Annotated in this window: 19 protein-coding genes; 13 read left to right on the top strand and 6 right to left on the bottom strand. The window is 39.4% G+C overall.

Features of this window, described 5'->3' with window-relative positions:
• Positions 1-62: 62 nt before the first annotated feature.
• Positions 63-2,918, bottom strand: coding sequence for an aminomethyl-transferring glycine dehydrogenase (gcvP, locus tag GJ691_RS03830; protein ID WP_154363953.1), 2,856 nt, complete (start codon positions 2,916-2,918; stop codon positions 63-65).
• A 126-nt stretch (positions 2,919-3,044) separates the two neighbouring features.
• On the opposite strand from gcvP, the gene GJ691_RS03825 reads away from it, so the two are divergent.
• Complete coding sequence (locus tag GJ691_RS03825; protein WP_154363951.1) at positions 3,045-3,869, top strand: hypothetical protein; 825 nt, start codon at positions 3,045-3,047, stop codon at positions 3,867-3,869.
• Here GJ691_RS03825 and GJ691_RS03820 read toward each other — a convergent pair.
• Both GJ691_RS03820 and GJ691_RS03815 read right to left on the bottom strand, forming a co-directional pair.
• Entirely contained in the window at positions 3,866-4,090 is a 225-nt protein-coding gene (locus GJ691_RS03820) for a hypothetical protein (protein WP_154363949.1), read from the bottom strand. The genes GJ691_RS03825 and GJ691_RS03820 overlap by 4 nt on opposite strands.
• 2 nt (positions 4,091-4,092) lie before the next feature.
• Positions 4,093-4,647 carry a sigma-70 family RNA polymerase sigma factor gene (locus GJ691_RS03815; RefSeq protein WP_154363947.1) on the bottom strand — a complete coding sequence of 185 codons (555 nt, stop codon included), beginning with the start codon at positions 4,645-4,647 and terminating at the stop codon, positions 4,093-4,095.
• Between the two features lie 73 nt (positions 4,648-4,720).
• On the opposite strand from GJ691_RS03815, the gene GJ691_RS03810 reads away from it, so the two are divergent.
• A complete protein-coding gene (locus GJ691_RS03810) occupies positions 4,721-5,077 on the top strand; it encodes a rhodanese-like domain-containing protein (protein ID WP_154363945.1) in 357 nt (118 codons plus the stop codon).
• Positions 5,078-5,209: 132 nt separating this feature from the next.
• On the opposite strand, the gene GJ691_RS03805 is transcribed toward GJ691_RS03810, so the two are convergent.
• Genes GJ691_RS03805 through GJ691_RS03795 form a run of 3 tightly spaced genes read right to left on the bottom strand, consistent with a single transcriptional unit; the run spans position 5,210 to position 8,965 of the window.
• Positions 5,210-7,228, bottom strand: a complete 2,019-nt coding sequence (locus GJ691_RS03805; protein WP_154363943.1) for a M3 family metallopeptidase — start codon at positions 7,226-7,228, stop codon at positions 5,210-5,212.
• A 27-nt stretch (positions 7,229-7,255) separates the two neighbouring features.
• Entirely contained in the window at positions 7,256-7,747 is a 492-nt protein-coding gene (purE, locus tag GJ691_RS03800; RefSeq protein ID WP_154363941.1) for a 5-(carboxyamino)imidazole ribonucleotide mutase, read from the bottom strand.
• Between the two features lie 54 nt (positions 7,748-7,801).
• Positions 7,802-8,965, bottom strand: a complete 1,164-nt coding sequence (locus tag GJ691_RS03795; RefSeq protein ID WP_154363939.1) for a 5-(carboxyamino)imidazole ribonucleotide synthase — start codon at positions 8,963-8,965, stop codon at positions 7,802-7,804.
• A gap of 138 nt (positions 8,966-9,103) precedes the next feature.
• Between GJ691_RS03795 and GJ691_RS03790 the strand changes: the two genes are divergently transcribed.
• The 11 genes from GJ691_RS03790 to GJ691_RS03740 all read left to right on the top strand — a co-directional run bounded on the left by GJ691_RS03790 (position 9,104) and on the right by GJ691_RS03740 (position 17,972).
• Positions 9,104-10,210: an adenylate kinase gene (locus GJ691_RS03790; RefSeq protein ID WP_154363938.1), complete on the top strand. Its 1,107-nt coding sequence runs from the start codon at positions 9,104-9,106 to the stop codon at positions 10,208-10,210.
• Between the two features lie 121 nt (positions 10,211-10,331).
• Positions 10,332-11,333, top strand: a complete 1,002-nt coding sequence (gene obgE, locus GJ691_RS03785) for a GTPase ObgE (protein WP_154363936.1) — start codon at positions 10,332-10,334, stop codon at positions 11,331-11,333.
• A gap of 66 nt (positions 11,334-11,399) precedes the next feature.
• Positions 11,400-11,924: a DUF4136 domain-containing protein gene (locus GJ691_RS03780; protein ID WP_154363934.1), complete on the top strand. Its 525-nt coding sequence runs from the start codon at positions 11,400-11,402 to the stop codon at positions 11,922-11,924.
• A 299-nt stretch (positions 11,925-12,223) separates the two neighbouring features.
• A complete protein-coding gene (locus GJ691_RS03775; protein WP_154363932.1) occupies positions 12,224-12,610 on the top strand; it encodes an ankyrin repeat domain-containing protein in 387 nt (128 codons plus the stop codon).
• Between the two features lie 96 nt (positions 12,611-12,706).
• On the top strand, positions 12,707-13,081 hold the full coding sequence (locus GJ691_RS03770; protein WP_154363930.1) for a hypothetical protein: 375 nt from the start codon (positions 12,707-12,709) through the stop codon (positions 13,079-13,081).
• 136 nt (positions 13,082-13,217) lie between these two features.
• Positions 13,218-13,568 carry a hypothetical protein gene (locus GJ691_RS19665; RefSeq protein ID WP_246200111.1) on the top strand — a complete coding sequence of 117 codons (351 nt, stop codon included), beginning with the start codon at positions 13,218-13,220 and terminating at the stop codon, positions 13,566-13,568.
• 142 nt (positions 13,569-13,710) lie between these two features.
• Positions 13,711-14,604, top strand: coding sequence for a CPBP family intramembrane glutamic endopeptidase (locus tag GJ691_RS03760; RefSeq protein ID WP_154363928.1), 894 nt, complete (start codon positions 13,711-13,713; stop codon positions 14,602-14,604).
• Positions 14,605-14,717: 113 nt separating this feature from the next.
• Positions 14,718-15,086, top strand: a complete 369-nt coding sequence (locus tag GJ691_RS03755) for a hypothetical protein (protein WP_154363927.1) — start codon at positions 14,718-14,720, stop codon at positions 15,084-15,086.
• Positions 15,087-15,394: 308 nt separating this feature from the next.
• On the top strand, positions 15,395-16,195 hold the full coding sequence (locus GJ691_RS03750) for a histidine kinase (RefSeq protein ID WP_179955021.1): 801 nt from the start codon (positions 15,395-15,397) through the stop codon (positions 16,193-16,195).
• The gene (locus tag GJ691_RS03745) at positions 16,192-17,244 is read left to right on the top strand and encodes a sensor histidine kinase (RefSeq protein WP_154363918.1); all 1,053 of its coding nucleotides are present in this window, start codon (positions 16,192-16,194) and stop codon (positions 17,242-17,244) included. The genes GJ691_RS03750 and GJ691_RS03745 overlap by 4 nt, the downstream gene beginning before the upstream one ends.
• The gene (locus GJ691_RS03740) at positions 17,241-17,972 is read left to right on the top strand and encodes a LytR/AlgR family response regulator transcription factor (protein ID WP_154363916.1); all 732 of its coding nucleotides are present in this window, start codon (positions 17,241-17,243) and stop codon (positions 17,970-17,972) included. Before GJ691_RS03745 ends, GJ691_RS03740 begins: the two co-directional genes overlap by 4 nt.
• Positions 17,973-18,026: the final 54 nt, after the last annotated feature.

Raw genomic sequence — 18,026 nt, 5'->3', positions numbered from 1 at the left:
AATTAGTAAACAAATGTATTAAAGATTAACAAAAAGGCACTTGTTTACGGGGGTTTATAATTTTATTCAGATTCAATATAGGCTTCAATGGGTGTGCAACTGCAAATAAGATTACGATCTCCATAGGCATCATCGACCCTCCTTACCGTTGGCCAAAACTTATTGTCGGATACATAGGGCAAAGGAAAAGCCGCTTCTTGTCTGCTATACGGAAACTCCCAATCATCACTCGTTAGCATCGACATGGTATGCGGGGCGTTTTTCAAGGGGTTGTTTTGGGGATTGTCCGCAGCTGATTCGATCTCATTCCGAATGGCGATCAAAGCATCACAAAAACGGTCTAATTCGGCCTTGCTTTCACTTTCTGTGGGTTCGATCATTATCGTTCCGGCAACAGGGAAAGAAACCGTAGGGGCATGAAATCCATAGTCCATAAGACGCTTGGCTATGTCGGTTACTTCGATGCCATTTTGTTTAAACGGTCGGCAATCGATGATCATCTCGTGTGCTGCGCGTCCATTTTCGCCGGTATAGAGTACTTCATACTTTCCGCTTAAGCGTTCTTTTATATAATTGGCGTTCAGTATGGCTATTTTGGTGCTGTTCGTCAATCCTTTTTCCCCTAACATTTTAATATATGCATAAGAGATAAGGCATACAAGTGAACTGCCCCAAGGAGCTCCCGAAATAGCGGTTATGGCATTACTTCCTCCTGTTTTTACCAGAGGATTGCCGGGAAGGAACGGTTTTAACTGTTCGGCAACGCAAATGGGTCCTACACCCGGACCGCCGCCACCATGTGGAATGGCAAACGTTTTATGCAGGTTCAAATGGCAAACATCGGCGCCGATAGTGGCCGGATTGGTGAGTCCCACTTGGGCGTTCATGTTGGCACCATCCATATACACTTGGCCACCATGCTCGTGTATGATTTTGGTAATATATTTTATAGAGGATTCAAATACGCCGTGTGTTGAAGGATATGTAACCATTAACGCGGCAAGGTTTTCGGAATGTAGTTTTGCTTTCTCTTCCAAATCAACAATATCGATATTGCCTTTATCATCGGTTTTGGTAACGACAACCTTCATACCGGCCATCACTGCAGAGGCAGGATTGGTTCCGTGGGCCGAAGCCGGGATTATACAAATGTTTCGATGTTCTTCTTTTCGTGATTTGTGGTAAGCCCTAATGAGCATTAGTCCTGCGTATTCGCCTTGTGCCCCGGAATTTGGTTGTAATGAAGTGCCGGCGAAGCCAGTAATGGTAGTCAGGTCTTTCTCCAGTTCTCGAAGAACTTCTTGGTACCCTTCTGCTTGTTCAATAGGTACGAATGGGTGAATATTGCCCCATTCGGCCCAACTCAGTGGTAGCATCTCACTGGCGGCGTTCAATTTCATGGTACATGACCCTAATGAAATCATGGAGTGGTTCAACGAAAGATCCTTACGTTCCAGTTTTTTGATGTAACGCATTAATTCGGTTTCCGAATGATAGGTATTGAAAACCTCATTTTCAAGAAATGGGGATTTTCGCATTAACAGGGCAGGAATGATCTCACCTGAAACTTCTATTGATGAATTTCCTTGGTTCGGAAGGTTCAATTCGGAAAAACAAGAAAGAATTGATTCTATGTCCTTGTCGTCGGTTGCTTCATTTATGGAAATGGATACTGTTTGCTTATCTATGTAATTAAAATTAATGCCTTTGCTTTCTGCAATGGCTTTAAGTGAAGCCGTATCCGAAACGTTGATTTTCAGGGTGTCGAAAAAAGTCTCGTTCACCTGTTCAAATCCTTGCTGGGCAAGTTCCTGATTCAGCTTTTTAGCTTTACTGTGTACTTGCTCGGCAATATATTGTAATCCTTTTGGGCCATGATAAACCGCATACATTCCGGCCATCACGGCTAAAAGCACTTGTGCGGTACAGATATTGGAAGTTGCCTTATCCCGTTTTATATGTTGTTCCCGGGTCTGTAATGCCATTCGTAAGGCAGGTTGCCCATCGGCATCTTTTGTTATTCCAATGATCCTGCCCGGTATATTTCTTTTGTATGTTTCCTTGGTTGCGAAAAAAGCGGCGTGTGGCCCTCCGTATCCTAACGGAATTCCAAAACGCTGGGTGGTGCCTACAACAACATCCGCACCGAATTCTCCGGGAGGTGTAAGTAATACCAAACTTAAAATATCGGCAGCAACAGCGACTTTTATTTCCCTTTCTTTGGCTTTTTCAACGAACGAGGCGTAATCATAAACCTTTCCGTACTTGCCGGGATATTGTAGCAATGCCCCAAAAAAGTCAGTCCCGAACTCAAATTCTTCGTGATCGCCAATAACCAATTCTATGCCGAGAGGGGTAGATCGTGTTTGTAATAAGGATAAGGTTTGTGGTAAAACTTCCTCAGACACAAAGAATTTAATGACCCCATCTTTCTTTTGGGGGCGGGAGCGGACATCGAACAGCATGGACATGGCTTCTGCTGCGGCCGTACTTTCATCCAATAACGAAGCATTGGCAAGTTCCATTCCGGTAAGATCGGCTATTACCGTTTGAAAATTCAGGAGAGCCTCCAAACGGCCTTGTGCGATTTCGGCTTGGTATGGGGTATAGGCCGTATACCAACCTGGATTCTCTAAAATGTTCCTTTGAATGACCGAGGGAACAATCGATTCGTGATACCCTAAACCTATGTATGACTTAAAAAGTTTGTTTTTGGAGGATAATGCCTTGATGTGCGAAAGAAAATCGTGTTCACTCATCGCCTCGGATAAAGGGAGCGGTTGTGCCAATCGTATGTCCGAAGGAATGGTTTCGGCAATGACTTGGTCCAGACTTTCAGCCCTTACGGTCTCGAGCATTTGCCCAAGGTCTCCTTCGTTGATTCCAATGTGGCGTAAAGCAAACAAATCGGTTCTCATATCTGCGAATTTTTGATGCGCAAAATTAGGGATTTAATCTGTTTTAATTAAGTCGTGCACGTATGTATTGGACTAAAGTTTTTAACGATATAGAGCTGTTATAAACAGTTTGGTTAAATTTACTCGATGAACTACATGGGGCGATTGTTCAATTTTTATTTAGATGCTAGTATACATGTGGCTTTTGCCGTCGTTTCCTTGTGTATGGCTACCTCATTTCTTTTTGAAGTTCAATTGGAATCCCACCTTTTTTATTTTGTCTTTTTTGGAACGATCATCAATTATAATTTCATTAAATATGGTATAGAGGCCAAAAAGTATATTTTGGTGGGTAATAGATACCATAAGAACATTCAGTTTTTTAGTTTTATTTGCTTCATTATGGCATGTTATCACGGTTGGTTTTTAAGTGCCGATACATGGCTGATACTATTTATTTTGGCCATTTTCACAGGTTTATATGCCTTGCCGGTTTTGCCTAGGGCTAGGAACTTGAGGAGTCTTGGTGGGCTTAAGATTTTTATTGTGGCCTTGGTGTGGTCCGGAATTACCGTTGTTTTGCCCTTGGTTGAAATTAAAATGGTTTTGGGTTGGGATGTTTGGGTAGAAGTGGTACAGCGAATATTACTGGTATTGGTGTTGTTGATTCCCTTTGAGATTAGGGATTTGGCTTATGATCAACCGGAATTAAGGACTATCCCCCAACGCATGGGTGTAACACGTACTAAGGTATTCGGCGCTTTTTTGGTGGTTGTGTTTTTTGGTCTTACCTATTTTAAGGATGTGATAACGGAAATTGAATTGATCGCGAAAGGTGTTCTTTTTCTGGTCTTAGGTGGATTGATGTTCGTGACCAAACGTAATCAATCCAAATATTTTTCCTCCTTTTGGGTAGAGGCCGTTCCTCTTATTTGGTGCGGATTTATTTGGATCCTGGTTTACCTCCTTTAGATTTTTCCCTCAATTTCTTTTTTCATTTTAACCTTGTCTTTTTCAGGTAATGCGTGCAAGTGTGCCTTTTTACAAAGTGATGTGAGTTCGGAGTTTTTTTTAGAGAATTTGGAGCAGGTTTTACAGAAAAAAAGGTGTACGATCAATTTGAACTTTTCGGTAAAAGTCGCCTCCTTGTATTGTTCTTTATTGCAGATAATAGCTGCTTCTTCACACGTCATAATTAAAACCAATTTTTGTTCAGGCAATCCATTAAGGCCGTTCTGGCCCTGTGGATCATTACCCAGAGATTAGACGGGTTTATTCCTAGTTCTTTACAAATATCCTCGGTGTCCATTCCTTGAATTGTTTTCATTGAAAATACCAAGGATTGTTTTTGTGGAAGTTTGGAGATGCATTCTTGAATCGCAAGGCCTAATTCTTCATTTTCTATATCGTCGTTTTCAAGTATGCTCAAAGGGTCGGCAACCTGTTCTTCAAGCCAATCGCCATCGGCATCCATTTGGCTGCTATAGCCCATACGTACTTCGGCCTTGCCTTTATTGGAATTTATCTTACGGTAATAATCAATTACCTTTCTTTTCAAAATGGCGATAAGCCATGTGCGTTCGGCTGCCGTGCCTTTATAATTTGCTGCGGATTTTAGTCCTGCGAAGAAGGTTTCCTGTACAAGATCTTTTGCGACTTCGGCATCACTGATCCTGCCCACCGCATAATTAAAAAGATAGTCTGCATATTTGTCGACCCAGGTTTCAGGATGTAATTGATGTTCTGCCATGAATTTGTTGCTGACATCAAAAATAAATTAAATTTAATGATTATACCTATTTTTGAAAAAAAGAGCATATTATATGAGATTAGTTATTTTGATGGGTATGGTGTTGTTTGTGGGTTTGGGTTGTTCACAGATCAAGGAAAAAAACATAACGGAAGTTACCCGGACGGAATTGGATACCATTTTATTGGTAGATGTAAGAACGCCTAAGGAGTATATTGATGGGCATTTGGATAATGCAGTGAATATCGATTGGATGGATGAAAGTTTTGTGAGTGGCTTTGAAAAAATAGATAAGGACAAAACGATTTACCTCTATTGCCGCAGTGGTAGGCGAAGTGCCAGTGCCGCTAAATACTTGGATTCATTGGGATATAGCGAGGTTTATAATCTAAAGGGAGGTTATATGGCCTATGAAAATGCACGGAAATAGTTATTTCAGGACAATTTGAAAATTGAAGAAAGCCATTAATATGAATATTTTCATATTAATGGCTTTCATTACTATGGACTGTTTTTAGTGTGTTTTTCCCTTTAAAAAAAAATAACAAAATCAGGTATTTAATTACAATAACCCTGCTCTTTCCAATAGGGCCTCAACCTTAGGTTCCGCACCCCTGAAACGTTTGTACAAGACCATAGGTTTTTCCGTACCTCCTTTTGAAAGAACGTTCTCTTTGAATTTGGTCGCAATCTCTTTATTGAATATTCCTTTCTCCTTAAAATAAGCAAATGCATCCGCATCCAATACTTCTGCCCATTTGTAGCTATAGTAGCCCGAGGAATAGCCTCCCTGGAAAATATGGGAAAACGCTGTACTCATACAGGTCTCTGGAGTGTCGGGATATAATTGTGTTCCTTTGAAGGCTTCAGTTTCATGGCTCTTTACATCTTTGATGTTCGAAGGGTCGGCACCGTGCCAGGACATATCCAATAATCCAAAACTCAATTGGCGTAAGGTGGTCATGCCTTCATGAAAGGTGGCCGATTCCTTTATTTTGGTAATCAGTTCCATAGGAATGGTTTCCCCGGTTTCGTAATGCTTGGCGAAAAGTTCCAATGCTTCTTTTTCATAACACCAATTCTCCATTACCTGACTGGGCAATTCTACAAAATCCCAATACACCGAAGTGCCCGATAGGCTAGGGTAGGTGGTGTTGGCCAGCATACCATGAAGGCCATGCCCAAATTCATGGAATAATGTGGTGACTTCATTGAAGGTCAGTAAAGAAGGTTTGCTAGGGGTGGAACGGGTGAAATTACAAACATTGGAGATATGTGGACGAACATTTTCGCCGTCTTTTACATATTGGGGCTTAAAGGATGTCATCCAAGCTCCGCCACGTTTTCCAGGTCTCGGGTGAAAATCGGCATAGAACAACGAGATAAAGTTTCCTTTTTCGTCGGTTATGCAGAACGTTTTCACCTCTTCATGGTAGGTGTCGATATCATAGACCTCGGTAAACTTTAGTCCGAACAATTTCTCTGCAACTTTAAAGACCCCGGCAATTACGTTTTCCAGCTTAAAATAGGGTTTCAACTTTTCGTCATCCAAATCAAAAAGTTTCTGTTTTAACTTCTCTGCATAATAAGAACCGTCCCATTTTTGTAAATGGTCTATACCGTCTAATTCTTTTGCGAATTCTTCCAGTTGGTTGAATTCCCTTTCGGCAGCGGGTTTGGCCTTGATCAAAAGCTCGTTCAAGAATTCATATACTTTTTCCGGGGTTTCTGCCATGCGTTCTTCCAATACAAAATGTGCATGGGATGGGTAACCTAACAGAATGGCCCGTTCATGTCGAAGATTGGCGATTTTAAGTACGTTTTCCTGATTATCGTATGCATTGCCGTGAAAACCTTTACTGCCAAAAGCCAGGGATAGCTTTTTACGTAACTCCCTGTTTTTTGCATATTTCATGAATGGAATGTAACTGGGGTAATCTAAGGTTACCAGCCAGCCCTCCTTATCTTTAGCTTTGGCCATTTGGGCCGCAGCCTCTTTTTCCCCCTCGGGCATACCGTCCAGGTCTTTCTCGTTGGTAATATGCAATTCGTATGCATTGGTCTCGGCCAAAACGTTTTCCCCGAATTTTAATTTAAGTTTGGAAAGTTCGGTATCTATCTCTCGGAGCCGTTTCTTTTTATCATCCGGTAAATTGGCGCCATTTCGGCTAAAACTTTTGTATTTCTTGTCGAGTAGTGTGTCTTGCTCAATGTTAAGATCAAGCTCGTTTTTTTGTTCATAAATGGCTTTGATTCTCTTGAAAAGAGCTTCGTTCAGCGTTATGTCATTACTGAATTCAGAAAGCAAAGGAGAAACCTCCTGTGCGATTTTCTGGATTTCCTCATTGGTCTCGGCCGAATTCAGGTTGAAGAAAACACTGGAAACCCTATCCAATTGCTGACCTGAAAATTCCAAGGCCTCAATGGTGTTTTCAAAGGTTGGGGCATCGGTGTTTTTGGTTATTGCATCTATTTCAGTACGTGCATCTTCGATAGCTTGCAAAAAGGCAGGCTTAAAATGTTCGTTTTTTATTTTTGAAAAAGGTGCTGTATCGAAAGATTGAAGAAGTGGGTTGCTCATAAAAATTAATGTGTTGAGGTATTTTCTTTATTTAATCTCCTTTACTTTTTCCGCACCATCGATCACCTTTTGTTTTAAGCCTTCTTTGTAAAGGATTATTTTGTCGAGAACGCATTTATCGGAACTACCGATAATCTGTGCCGCAAGGATCCCCGCATTTTTTGCTCCGTTCAGGGCTACCGTGGCTACAGGTACGCCACCGGGCATTTGAAGAATGGAAAGTACGGAATCCCATCCATCTATCGAATTGCTGCTTTTTACAGGAACCCCGATAACCGGTAATGGGGACATTGAGGCGACCATACCGGGAAGGTGGGCCGCACCTCCAGCTCCAGCTATAATAACCGAAATTCCGTTTTTATGTGCGTTTTTACTAAAGTCGAATAATTTTTCAGGCGTACGGTGGGCCGAAACGATATCAACTTCGATTTCGATATCAAAACCCTTTAGGATGTCAATGGCATCTTGCATTACCGGTAGGTCGCTAGTGCTTCCCATAACTATGGCTACTTTGCTCATAATATTCAAATTTTAAAACCAGGTTACGTTAGTTAATTAGGCTTTGGTATTTGTTCAATGCGCATTTCGCGCTATTACTTTAATCGTTTCTTTTACTTGTTGGGCAATTTTTCGGGCTTCCTTAAGGTCTTCGTTTACAATGGTAACGTGTCCCATTTTTCTAAATGGCCTTGTTTGTCTTTTACCATAAATATGTGGTGTAACACCATCCAGCTTTAATATTTCTTCAATATTTTGGTATACAACATCACCTGTATGTCCTTCGGCACCGACCAAGTTCACCATGATTCCTGCAACCTTACTATCCGTATTGCCCAATGGTAGGTCCAAAATACTGCGAATATGCTGCTCAAATTGGTTGGTGTAACTGGCTTCTATACTATAGTGTCCACTATTGTGGGGCCTTGGAGCCACTTCATTGACCAAGATTTCATCCTCTTTGGTCTGGAACATTTCAACGGCCAAAAGTCCTACATGCTGTATTTTGTGTGATACTTTCAAGGCGATTTCACGGGCTTTTTCGGCCACTTTCCCATCAATACGGGCAGGGCATATGACATACTCCACCTGGTTGGCTTCCGGGTGAAACTCCATCTCAACAACAGGATATGTAATAACATCCCCTTTTACGTTACGGGCTACGATGACCGCAAGTTCGTTTTTGAACGGAATCATTTCCTCGGTTATGCATTCCCCCGGAGGCAACCCTTCCAGATCCTCCATATTTCGTATGATCTTTACCCCTTGGCCGTCATAGCCGAATTGGGCACTTTTCCAAACAAAAGGGAATTCCAGGCTTTCATGTTCCACACTGTCTTTCATCTCACTGGCATATGCGAAACGGGAGAAAGGTGCGGTAGGTATATCATTATCGATATAGAACAACTTTTGTTTGGCCTTGTTCTGTATTATTTTAAGTGCTTTTGTGGGTGGGTATACTTTTATCCCTTCGTGTTCCAATTTCTCAAGGGCGGCAATATTCACATTTTCGATTTCAATGGTAAGTACATCTACCTTTTTGCCAAAGTCATAAACCGCTTCGAAATCGAGGAGGTCGCCGATGACAAACTCATTACAGGCCAATCTGGAAGGAGCGTCTTTGGAAGCATCCATCACTTTGGTATGGATGTCGAATTTACGGGTTTCGTAGAGCATCATTTTGCCCAATTGTCCACCACCTAAAATTCCCAATTTAAAGTCAGAAGAAAAATAATCCATGTGTTGTATCGTGTCTTTGGGTTTATGTTTAGACGGAAAACTGTAACAAAAATACATCGAATTCTTAAAACTCAAGGGTTGTCATTCAAAAAGAGAAATCAAAATGGTATCTTTGCCGTCTTATAAAAAACCAGACCATTGATAAAACTACACGATAAATATTTTAAACCCTTTCTAAGTGAGGAGCAGATTCTTGAGGCCGTAAAATCTATCGCCCAAAAAGTTGCTGATGATTATAAGGATGAAATCCCTGTTTTTGTAGGTGTCCTAAATGGGTCGTTTATGTTCGTGGCCGATTTCTTGAAGGAGTATAAGTACAACTGCGAGGTGTCTTTCATAAAATTAAGTTCTTATCAAGGCTTGACCTCGACGGGAATCGTAGAAACTTTGTTGGACGTACCTGATAATTTAGAGGGTAAGAGTGTGATAATATTGGAAGATATTATAGATTCTGGCCGTACGCTGAAAGAATTGGTACACCTTTTCAACAAGACCAATGTAAAGGAATACAAGATTGCAAGCTTGTTTTACAAGTCTGAAGTATATAATGGGGAATATGCGATTGATTATGTGGGTATAGACATCCCTGATAAATTCATAGTGGGATATGGCCTGGATTATGATGAGTTGGGTCGAAACCTAAGAGAAGTTTACCAATTAAAACAAAAACATATGATCAATCTAGTGCTATTCGGCAAGCCCGGGGCAGGAAAAGGTACCCAAGCCGAATTTCTAAAAGAGCAATACAATTTAAAACATATCTCAACTGGGGATGTTTTTCGTTATAACATCAAAAATAGTACGGAGTTGGGAACTTTGGCCAAGTCATATATGGACAAAGGCGATTTGGTTCCTGATGAGGTAACCATTAAAATGTTGCAAGACGAAGTTGAAAAACATTCGGATGCAAGCGGGTTTATCTTTGATGGTTTTCCACGCACTGTGGCCCAGGCCCAGGCATTGGACGAGTTTTTAGAGAGTAAGGATATGAAAATCGATGCCACTCTTGCACTCGATGCGGACGATGAAATTTTGATTCAACGTTTATTGGAACGTGGTAAGGTAAGTGGTAGAACCGATGATCAGGACGAATCCAAAATAAGGAATCGATTCGAGGAATACAATCAAAAAACAGCTCCTTTACAGGCGTTTTATGAAAAGCAAGGTAAATATCATAGTGTAAACGGTATCGGGGCTATAGAGGATATTACCCGTCGCTTGGGCAAGGTGATAGAAGAATTATAGTAAACCTTTGAAAGTTTCCATTTTTAAGGATAAGGAACTTTTCAAGTTATGGGAACTGTATGTTTTGACATGTAAGAATATCTTCAATACATGTTACAATAAAGACAAATTATAATTAAAAATGACCGAAGGCAATTTTGTTGATTACGTAAAGATCCATGCCAGCTCTGGGAATGGAGGTAAGGGTTCTGTGCATTTGCATCGGGAAAAATATATCACTAAAGGAGGCCCTGATGGAGGTGATGGAGGTCGTGGCGGACATGTGATCGTTCGTGGCAATAAGAACTTATGGACCTTGGTGGGCTTTAAGTTCCAGCGTCATTTTAAGGCAGGTCATGGTGGGCACGGAAGTAAGAATAGGAGTTCCGGAGCCGATGGTGAGGATGTGTATATGGAAGTTCCTTTGGGGACCGTGTTCAGAAATAGCGAAACCAATGAGATCCTATTCGAGATTACGGAAGAAGGAGAGGAAAGAATACTGGTAGAAGGTGGTATGGGTGGTCGAGGTAATTGGCATTTTAAAACCTCTACGAACCAAACACCGCGTTATGCCCAATCTGGGGTAAAAGGCCAAGAGGTCGATATTATCCTGGAATTGAAAGTTTTGGCCGATGTTGGTTTGGTCGGTTTTCCCAATGCCGGAAAATCTACTCTTTTGGCGGCCATAACATCCGCTAAGCCCAAAATAGCGAATTATGAGTTTACGACCTTAAAACCGAACTTGGGTATAGTTCAGCATCGCGATTTCCAAAGCTTTGTCATGGCCGATATTCCTGGAATTATCGAAGGGGCAGCCGAGGGCAAAGGTCTAGGTCATTATTTTCTAAGGCATATAGAACGAAATGCAATGCTGTTGTTCTTGATACCGGCAGATAGTAATGATATTAGTAAGGAATATGAAATTCTGTTGGATGAGCTTCGCAGATACAATCCCGAACTTTTGGATAAGGAAAGATTGGTCGCTATCTCAAAAAGTGATATGCTCGATGCGGAGTTGATGGATGAAATGAGGATTGAGCTCGATAAGGATTTCAAGGATATCCCCTATATGTTCATTTCTTCAGTATCCCAATTTGGGATTCAAGAGCTAAAGGATAGGCTTTGGAAGATGCTCAACAGTTAATCGAAAATTTCATCGGTTAGGGACAAAAAGCTTAATTTTTCTTTACTTTTAGGAAAAGCATAGGCGATGAAAATCTTACACTACCTATTATTGGCCCTCTTGTTTACTTCTTGTCAGGCGGTTCGTGTGCAAACCGATTATCAAAATGAAACCGATTTCACCAATTATGCGACCTACAACTATTATGATGATATGAAGACCGGTTTGGGCGATTTGGAAGAGAAACGATTGATAAAGGTGCTCGATGCTGCCATGCGGAATAAAGGGTTACTTCTTTCCGAAGAGCCCGATTTTTTAATCAACATTCAAAGTAAAATGTACCAAGCGGCCAATGGAAACTCTGTTGGGCTCGGCGTAGGAGGTGGTGGTAGAAATGTTGGTGGTGGACTTTCTGTAGGAATTCCCATTACATCTTCGAAAGTGCAACGTGAAATCATTTTCGATTTTGTAGATAGCCAAAAAGGAGAACTGTTTTGGCAGGCAATAAGTGTCAGTAGTTTCAATGAGAACCTTTCCCCAACAGAACGCGAGGACAAACTTGTGGAAATAGTAGATCGGGTGTTGTCTAAATATCCGCCTAAGACCAAATAATCAATATTCCCTTTAAGTTATTCCTTGTATTTTTCCAAACACAATACTTTTTATTGTTCCTTACCAAAAGCCAAAAGCCAAAAGCCAAAAGCCAACAGTTCATCGACAACTGTTAACTGAATACTTCCCAACCATTCAAATACTGATTTTTACCGTTCGCCATAGACTTAAAAAAAGGGGTGACCATTTGGGCTGTAAAATTTACCGCTGGTCATAAACTCGTTTCAGTTCTTTGGTTTGCGATATACTTTTACCTCAGAAATTAATAATAAATCAATAACAAATTTAAATTTATTAGTATGAGAAAATCAGTAATCGCATTCGGAATCCTTTTTAGTGTAATGATCAACACAGTAAGTGCAAACAACAAACCAACAGACAATTCTATACGGTCATTCAATATGACCACTAAAAATGTTGCGCCAATAAGCATTGCTGTGGTCCAGAACGATTATAAGACCGTTGAAAAATTCTTGGAACTTGGTTCTAACGTTGAGGCCAAGAGTAAAACCATGGGTATGACCCCAATAATGTACGCTGCACGATATAATAATGTTGAAATGTTACAATTATTGGTTGCCAATGGTGCAGACTTCAATGTAAAATCAAAAATGGGCCTTAAGGCTATTCAGTATGCCGAACTTTCCAACGCAACTGAAGCAGTGGCATTTTTAGATTCGCTTTAATCAAAACCATTCCTTTAGAATATGGGAGTCTTTTACAGGCTCCTTTTCACCCATTAAATCTTGAATAACCAGTTATCAAATTTTAAAACAACCATTATGAAATATGCAGAATATAAAATAGGCGAACAAAATGTCGTTTTTTCTAACTCGATTTTGGGAATAGAGTCGGTAATAGTAAATGGCAAGAAAGTATCAGAAGGATTTTCATGGTTCGGAAAGGACCATTGCTTCAAGATCGGTGAAGATCAATATCGATTAAGACCATCTATAAGCTTTGATAATTTTAGTTTGATTTCCATTTCAGTCTATAAAAATGGTGATCCAGTTAAATTTGATAACATGATAACTAAATCTGAAAAAGTAAAGTTAGGGTTTAAATTTGTCGTGAGTATACTACTAGCCGTAGTTGTCGGAATAGGCTTTGGAATGGGATTGACCAAAGTGATGGACGGGATCATAGGTCTGTTTTAAGCAATGAAAGTCTTAAATACCTATGCCGTTTACCATAGGAATTTTGCCGCTGCCCATAATATTATTCCAAACCCTTTCATTGTAAAGTACATTTGAAAATAGTAACTGATTAAACACTAACCATTAAACTTTTATCATGACAAATTCAGTAAAAAACCAAGAAAAACATAGGACTACCACCGAGAATATCCTTGCTACGCTTCTCATTCTTTTTTTAGTCGTTTTTGCAGCCATGACCTTTGTTGCATATTTGCATGGAGACGGAACACCATACGCAACTGGCTATGAGTTAGGGAAAATGATAGGGATTTTAACGGGGAAAATAACTTTCAATAACGGAATCGGAATAGGTAGTGTCATTGCGATGTTGGCTTCATGGGAAAGAAACAAATCAATTCGTTGGGTTATTCTACATGCCGTTTTAGGATGGCTTTATGTGTTCTACTTCATAAGAACAAGAAACGGACAAAACAACACTTTAAAATAAACCAAATGGTAACTTTGGCAAAATTTATAATAGAATGGGTAGTGCTTTTGATTCTTGGGTAATTGGAAGATAAGGGCGAAACAACATATTAAGGCTCGTGAAAAAACGAACGGACTTTACTTAGGTTAAAATAAATCAAAAAATGGAGAATAAAGAATATAGTTATATCGGTTGGGTGCGGGTATTGGCCCTGATAATACCCTATTTGGTAGTAGTAACGATTTTTCAATTGATCGGTTACTGGGTTTCAGGAGTTGATTTGAATAACCTGGAATTAGCGAAGTCTACCGGACAACAAGCTGTGGTGTCATTTTTCGGATTATTGGGAACGCTTCTGATAATTTGGTTTTTTACAAGAATTTGGGACAAGGAAAAGTTTGTTGATTTGGGGTTTCAGACGACCAACCGTTTACAGGAATTTTTGATAGGGTTAGGTCTTGGCCTATTGGTGATGGGATCCGCTTATGCTCTTTTTTTATCACTGGGTCAGATTCGTTTTTTGAACTTGGATTTTGATGTCAAGAACATTATACTTTCGGTTGTTGTTTTTTTATTGGTATCAATAACTGAAGAGGTGCTGGTGAGGGGATATATATTGAAGAATTTAATGGTTTCGTTCAATAAGTACATTGCCCTGTTTATTTCCTCGGTTATATTTTCATTGATGCATGCGATCAACCCCAATGTTGATTGGTTAAGTTTGGTGAATCTTTTCTTGGCGGGTATCCTTTTGGGGCTTTCGTATATACATACACGTAATCTATGGTTTCCCATTGCACTTCATTTAAGTTGGAATTTATTTCAGTCCCTTTTCGGATTCAATGTAAGCGGACAGGATTTCTATTCAATGGTAAATTTTGAAATCGTTGAGAACAGTCCCCTTAATGGTGGTGCATTTGGGTTTGAAGGCTCTGTTTTTTGTGTAATGGCACAATTGGTAATGATTGGGGGCATTATGTTTTATTATGAAAAGGGAAAACTGAAAACAGATGGTCTTGTACGACAAGGAATCGATCAAGAAACCCCGAATTACTAAAGGGCTACAATTGCCATATTGGCCCCAAATAAATTATAGCGTTATAGGTTATCAGCGATATGTAATCGGTTATATTTGGAAACGGATTATTCAATAGAATAGAATCAACAGCAATGAGTACTTCACAAAAAGAAAAAGATTTACGCAACTACCGAAATTTTGGTTTGGCTCTATTGGGGATTATCGGAATAATGGTATTGATTCTTATCATTGGTTCTGTTGCCCATCTAGGTTTTTTAGAAGAAGTCGGGGATAATACAGCTTTGGGTCCTGCATATAAATGGGGTTATTATTTAGGATACTCTATTGGGATGCTACTTGTGTTCTATATTAAAAGCGGACTGTTTTTTGGTACTATCTTTGCCCTAATTGCTTCTTTGGAGAAAAAAAATCCATTTAAATGGGTGCTTGTCCATGGTTTATTGGGTTGGGGCTATGTTATTTATTATGCTTTAACACGAAAAAGAATCATAACGGTTTAAGTTCAAACAGAAAACAAGATTATGGAAGAACAATGGTAAGATTTTTTGTCAAACATATATTTTGGGTCATACAGTTTTTCGCTTGGGGGCTTATAGGGCTGATTGTTTTATCCCAAGGGGATAATCATGACCACCCATTGGATAAATTGTTTATGGTTCTTACCGTGTTTTTATCTGGGCTTTTAGCAACCTCATTACATCGTTGGTTTCTTAGAAAATGGATCGGGTTTGGGTCTTTTGATTTAAAAAAGGTCTTTATTACAATCGGGCTGGTGCTTCTATCTAGTTTAATTTATACCGGTTTGTTTATGGGTTTTGCCGCGCTCTCCGGTTATTTGCTTACCGCTTTTGAGGTACCAAAAGCGATAAGTAAGGAAAAACCCAATGAATTCGCAAAGGCTATTTTCTTTGTTATACCCTTTATAATATTATTGGGTTGGACCGTCTTGTATTTTGGAATCAAAACTTTTGTGAATTACAATAACGCTAGAATACATAGGTTAAAACTTAGGGAAGAGGTGAAAAAAGCACAATTAAACACCTTAAAAGGGCATGTTAATGCCAAATTTATGGCCCGCACATTAAATTGTATCAAAGAGTTGATGTTGGTCGATGTAAAGAAATCTAGACTAATGCTTACCGAATTATCGGAACTGCTCCGTTATTCCTTAACTAAAAATACTGTCGATACAGTAGAATTGAATGAGGAACTTGAGATGGTTCGGATTTTTATCGATTTGACTAATCTGGATAAACCCTTTAATTTATTTGTTGACCCCAACAAGGATGAATCTATACTTCATCTGGGGATACCACCAATGCTATTGTTGAACTTTGTGGAGTTATGCAGCAAAGAACTATGGTTGGGGGATAAACCAAGTGAAATGCATATTACCTTGGAAAACGGAATGCTTTTTTTTGAAGTTGAGGGGGGAAATCAAAATATATCTGAAAAAGAAGGTAATTTAATTCGGAAAAGTATTGAACAACGATTATGGTTGTTGTATGGCCATAATGCACTTTTGAAAAATGGCTTGCGCAATGGGCGGCATGTATGGGCAATGATGATTCCTTCAATAATTCAAAATGAAATAACTACAGTTGTATGATAACGGATAATTCGAAAAAAGAGATTTTGTTTTGGTCCTTACAGTTTGTAGGTTGGTATGCCGTTAGTAGTTTTGTTTTGATTATTTCTGAATTCAGTACGACCCTTAAAGTATACAGTTTGATTGTTGGCGGAATAATAGGGGTCGTTGTTACCTCTATTTATCGTGTCTACTTAAAGCATAATATAGATACGGAAGTTTTTGGTCGTAAAAGTATCATCCGTTTATTGATTGCCTTTCTCGGCTGTAGTTTGTTATTCTATACATTGGACTCGATATCGACTGAAATTTATGATTTATATTGGACAAGGACCGAATCAGAGTTAGAATGGATTGCTGAAAATACAGGGTTCTTTTATAATATTTTCGATATTATGGTTACTATTTTCGGATGGACCATGATTTACTTTGTCGTAAAATTCGTTTTAGAGGCGAATAAGAATAATCTACGAAATTTAGAATTGAACGCTACACTGCGAGAAGCCCAACTAAATACTTTAAAAGGACAGGTAAACCCCCATTTCATGTTCAATAGCCTGAATAATATCAGGGGTTTAATGTTGGAAGATGTTGAGAGATCAAGGGATGTGATCGGTAAGCTTTCAGAGATGTTGGAATTTGCACAGGAAAAGAATACGATAGACGCCATACCCTTGAACGAAGAGTTGGAAATGGTGGAAAACTATATTGCCCTTTCGAAAATACAGATGGAGGATCGATTACAGTATGTTGAGGATATAGATCCGGACACACGTAATCTGCTGATACCACCAATGATTGTGCAGTTGTTGGTAGAAAATGCCGCTAAACATGGTATCGCAAATTTAAAAGGAGGTGGTACAATATCATTAAAGATAAAGAAAGAGGGCCAGGATCTTTTTATAAACGTAGCCAATACGGGCAAATTGAGAATTGCTCAAGATTCCACCCAATTAGGACTTAAAAATATTAAACAGCGCCTTCGCCTTTTACATGGTCATAAAGCTTCTTTTTCCTTAGAGGAGGTTGAAGGTGAGGTCGTAGCCAACATAAAAATTCCATTGTCATGAAACGCATAAAAACCGTAATCGTTGAAGATTCAAGATTAGCACGTAATGAATTAAAAGAACTTATAAAAAACCATCCGGAAATTGATATGGTCGGTGAAGCTGAGAACGTTGATGATGGTGTAGAATTAATCGAGGAAGTAAAACCCGACCTTTTGTTATTGGATATTAATATGCCCGAAAAAGATGGTTTTGAACTCTTGGAAATGCTTGATGAAGTGCCTATTACGGTATTTACTACGGCTTATGACGAGTATGCGATAAAATCTTTTGAATATAATGCACTCGATTACCTTTTGAAACCTATCAATGAAAAGCGTTTTGAATTGGCCATTGATAAAGTGAAGGTTAAATTAGAAGCATCGAATAGCGAGACGGTGGTTAACGAAGAGCGATTGACGGGAAGTAGTCAGATATTCATAAAGGATGGAGAAAAGTGTTGGTTGATAAAAATCGGCGATATTTCCCATTTGGAAATTGTGGGTAATTACACCCGTGTATTCTTTCAAGATCAAAGGCCCATGTTGTACAAATCTTTAAATCAAATAGAGGGAAAACTTCCCGAAAAACACTTCTTTAGAGCAAATCGCCAGCAGATTATAAATACCAATTTTATCCAAGAATTGGTGCCTTGGTTCAACGGTAAATTAAAATTGACCATGCATAACGGTGAAGAAGTGGAAGTATCACGAAGGCAATCTTATCTTTTCAAAGATCGAATGAGTTTATAGGTCCAAATTCAAGTTCTGTTTATAAATTTTTTTAAACGGTTCACTGCCAAAAAC

It is taken from the genome of Maribacter luteus (genome assembly GCF_009674825.1).
In the GTDB taxonomy this organism is placed as follows: Bacteria; Bacteroidota; Bacteroidia; order Flavobacteriales; family Flavobacteriaceae; genus Maribacter_A; species Maribacter_A luteus.
Note: the sequence above shows the minus strand (reverse complement) of the source record. Positions and strands in the feature narration are given on the sequence as shown.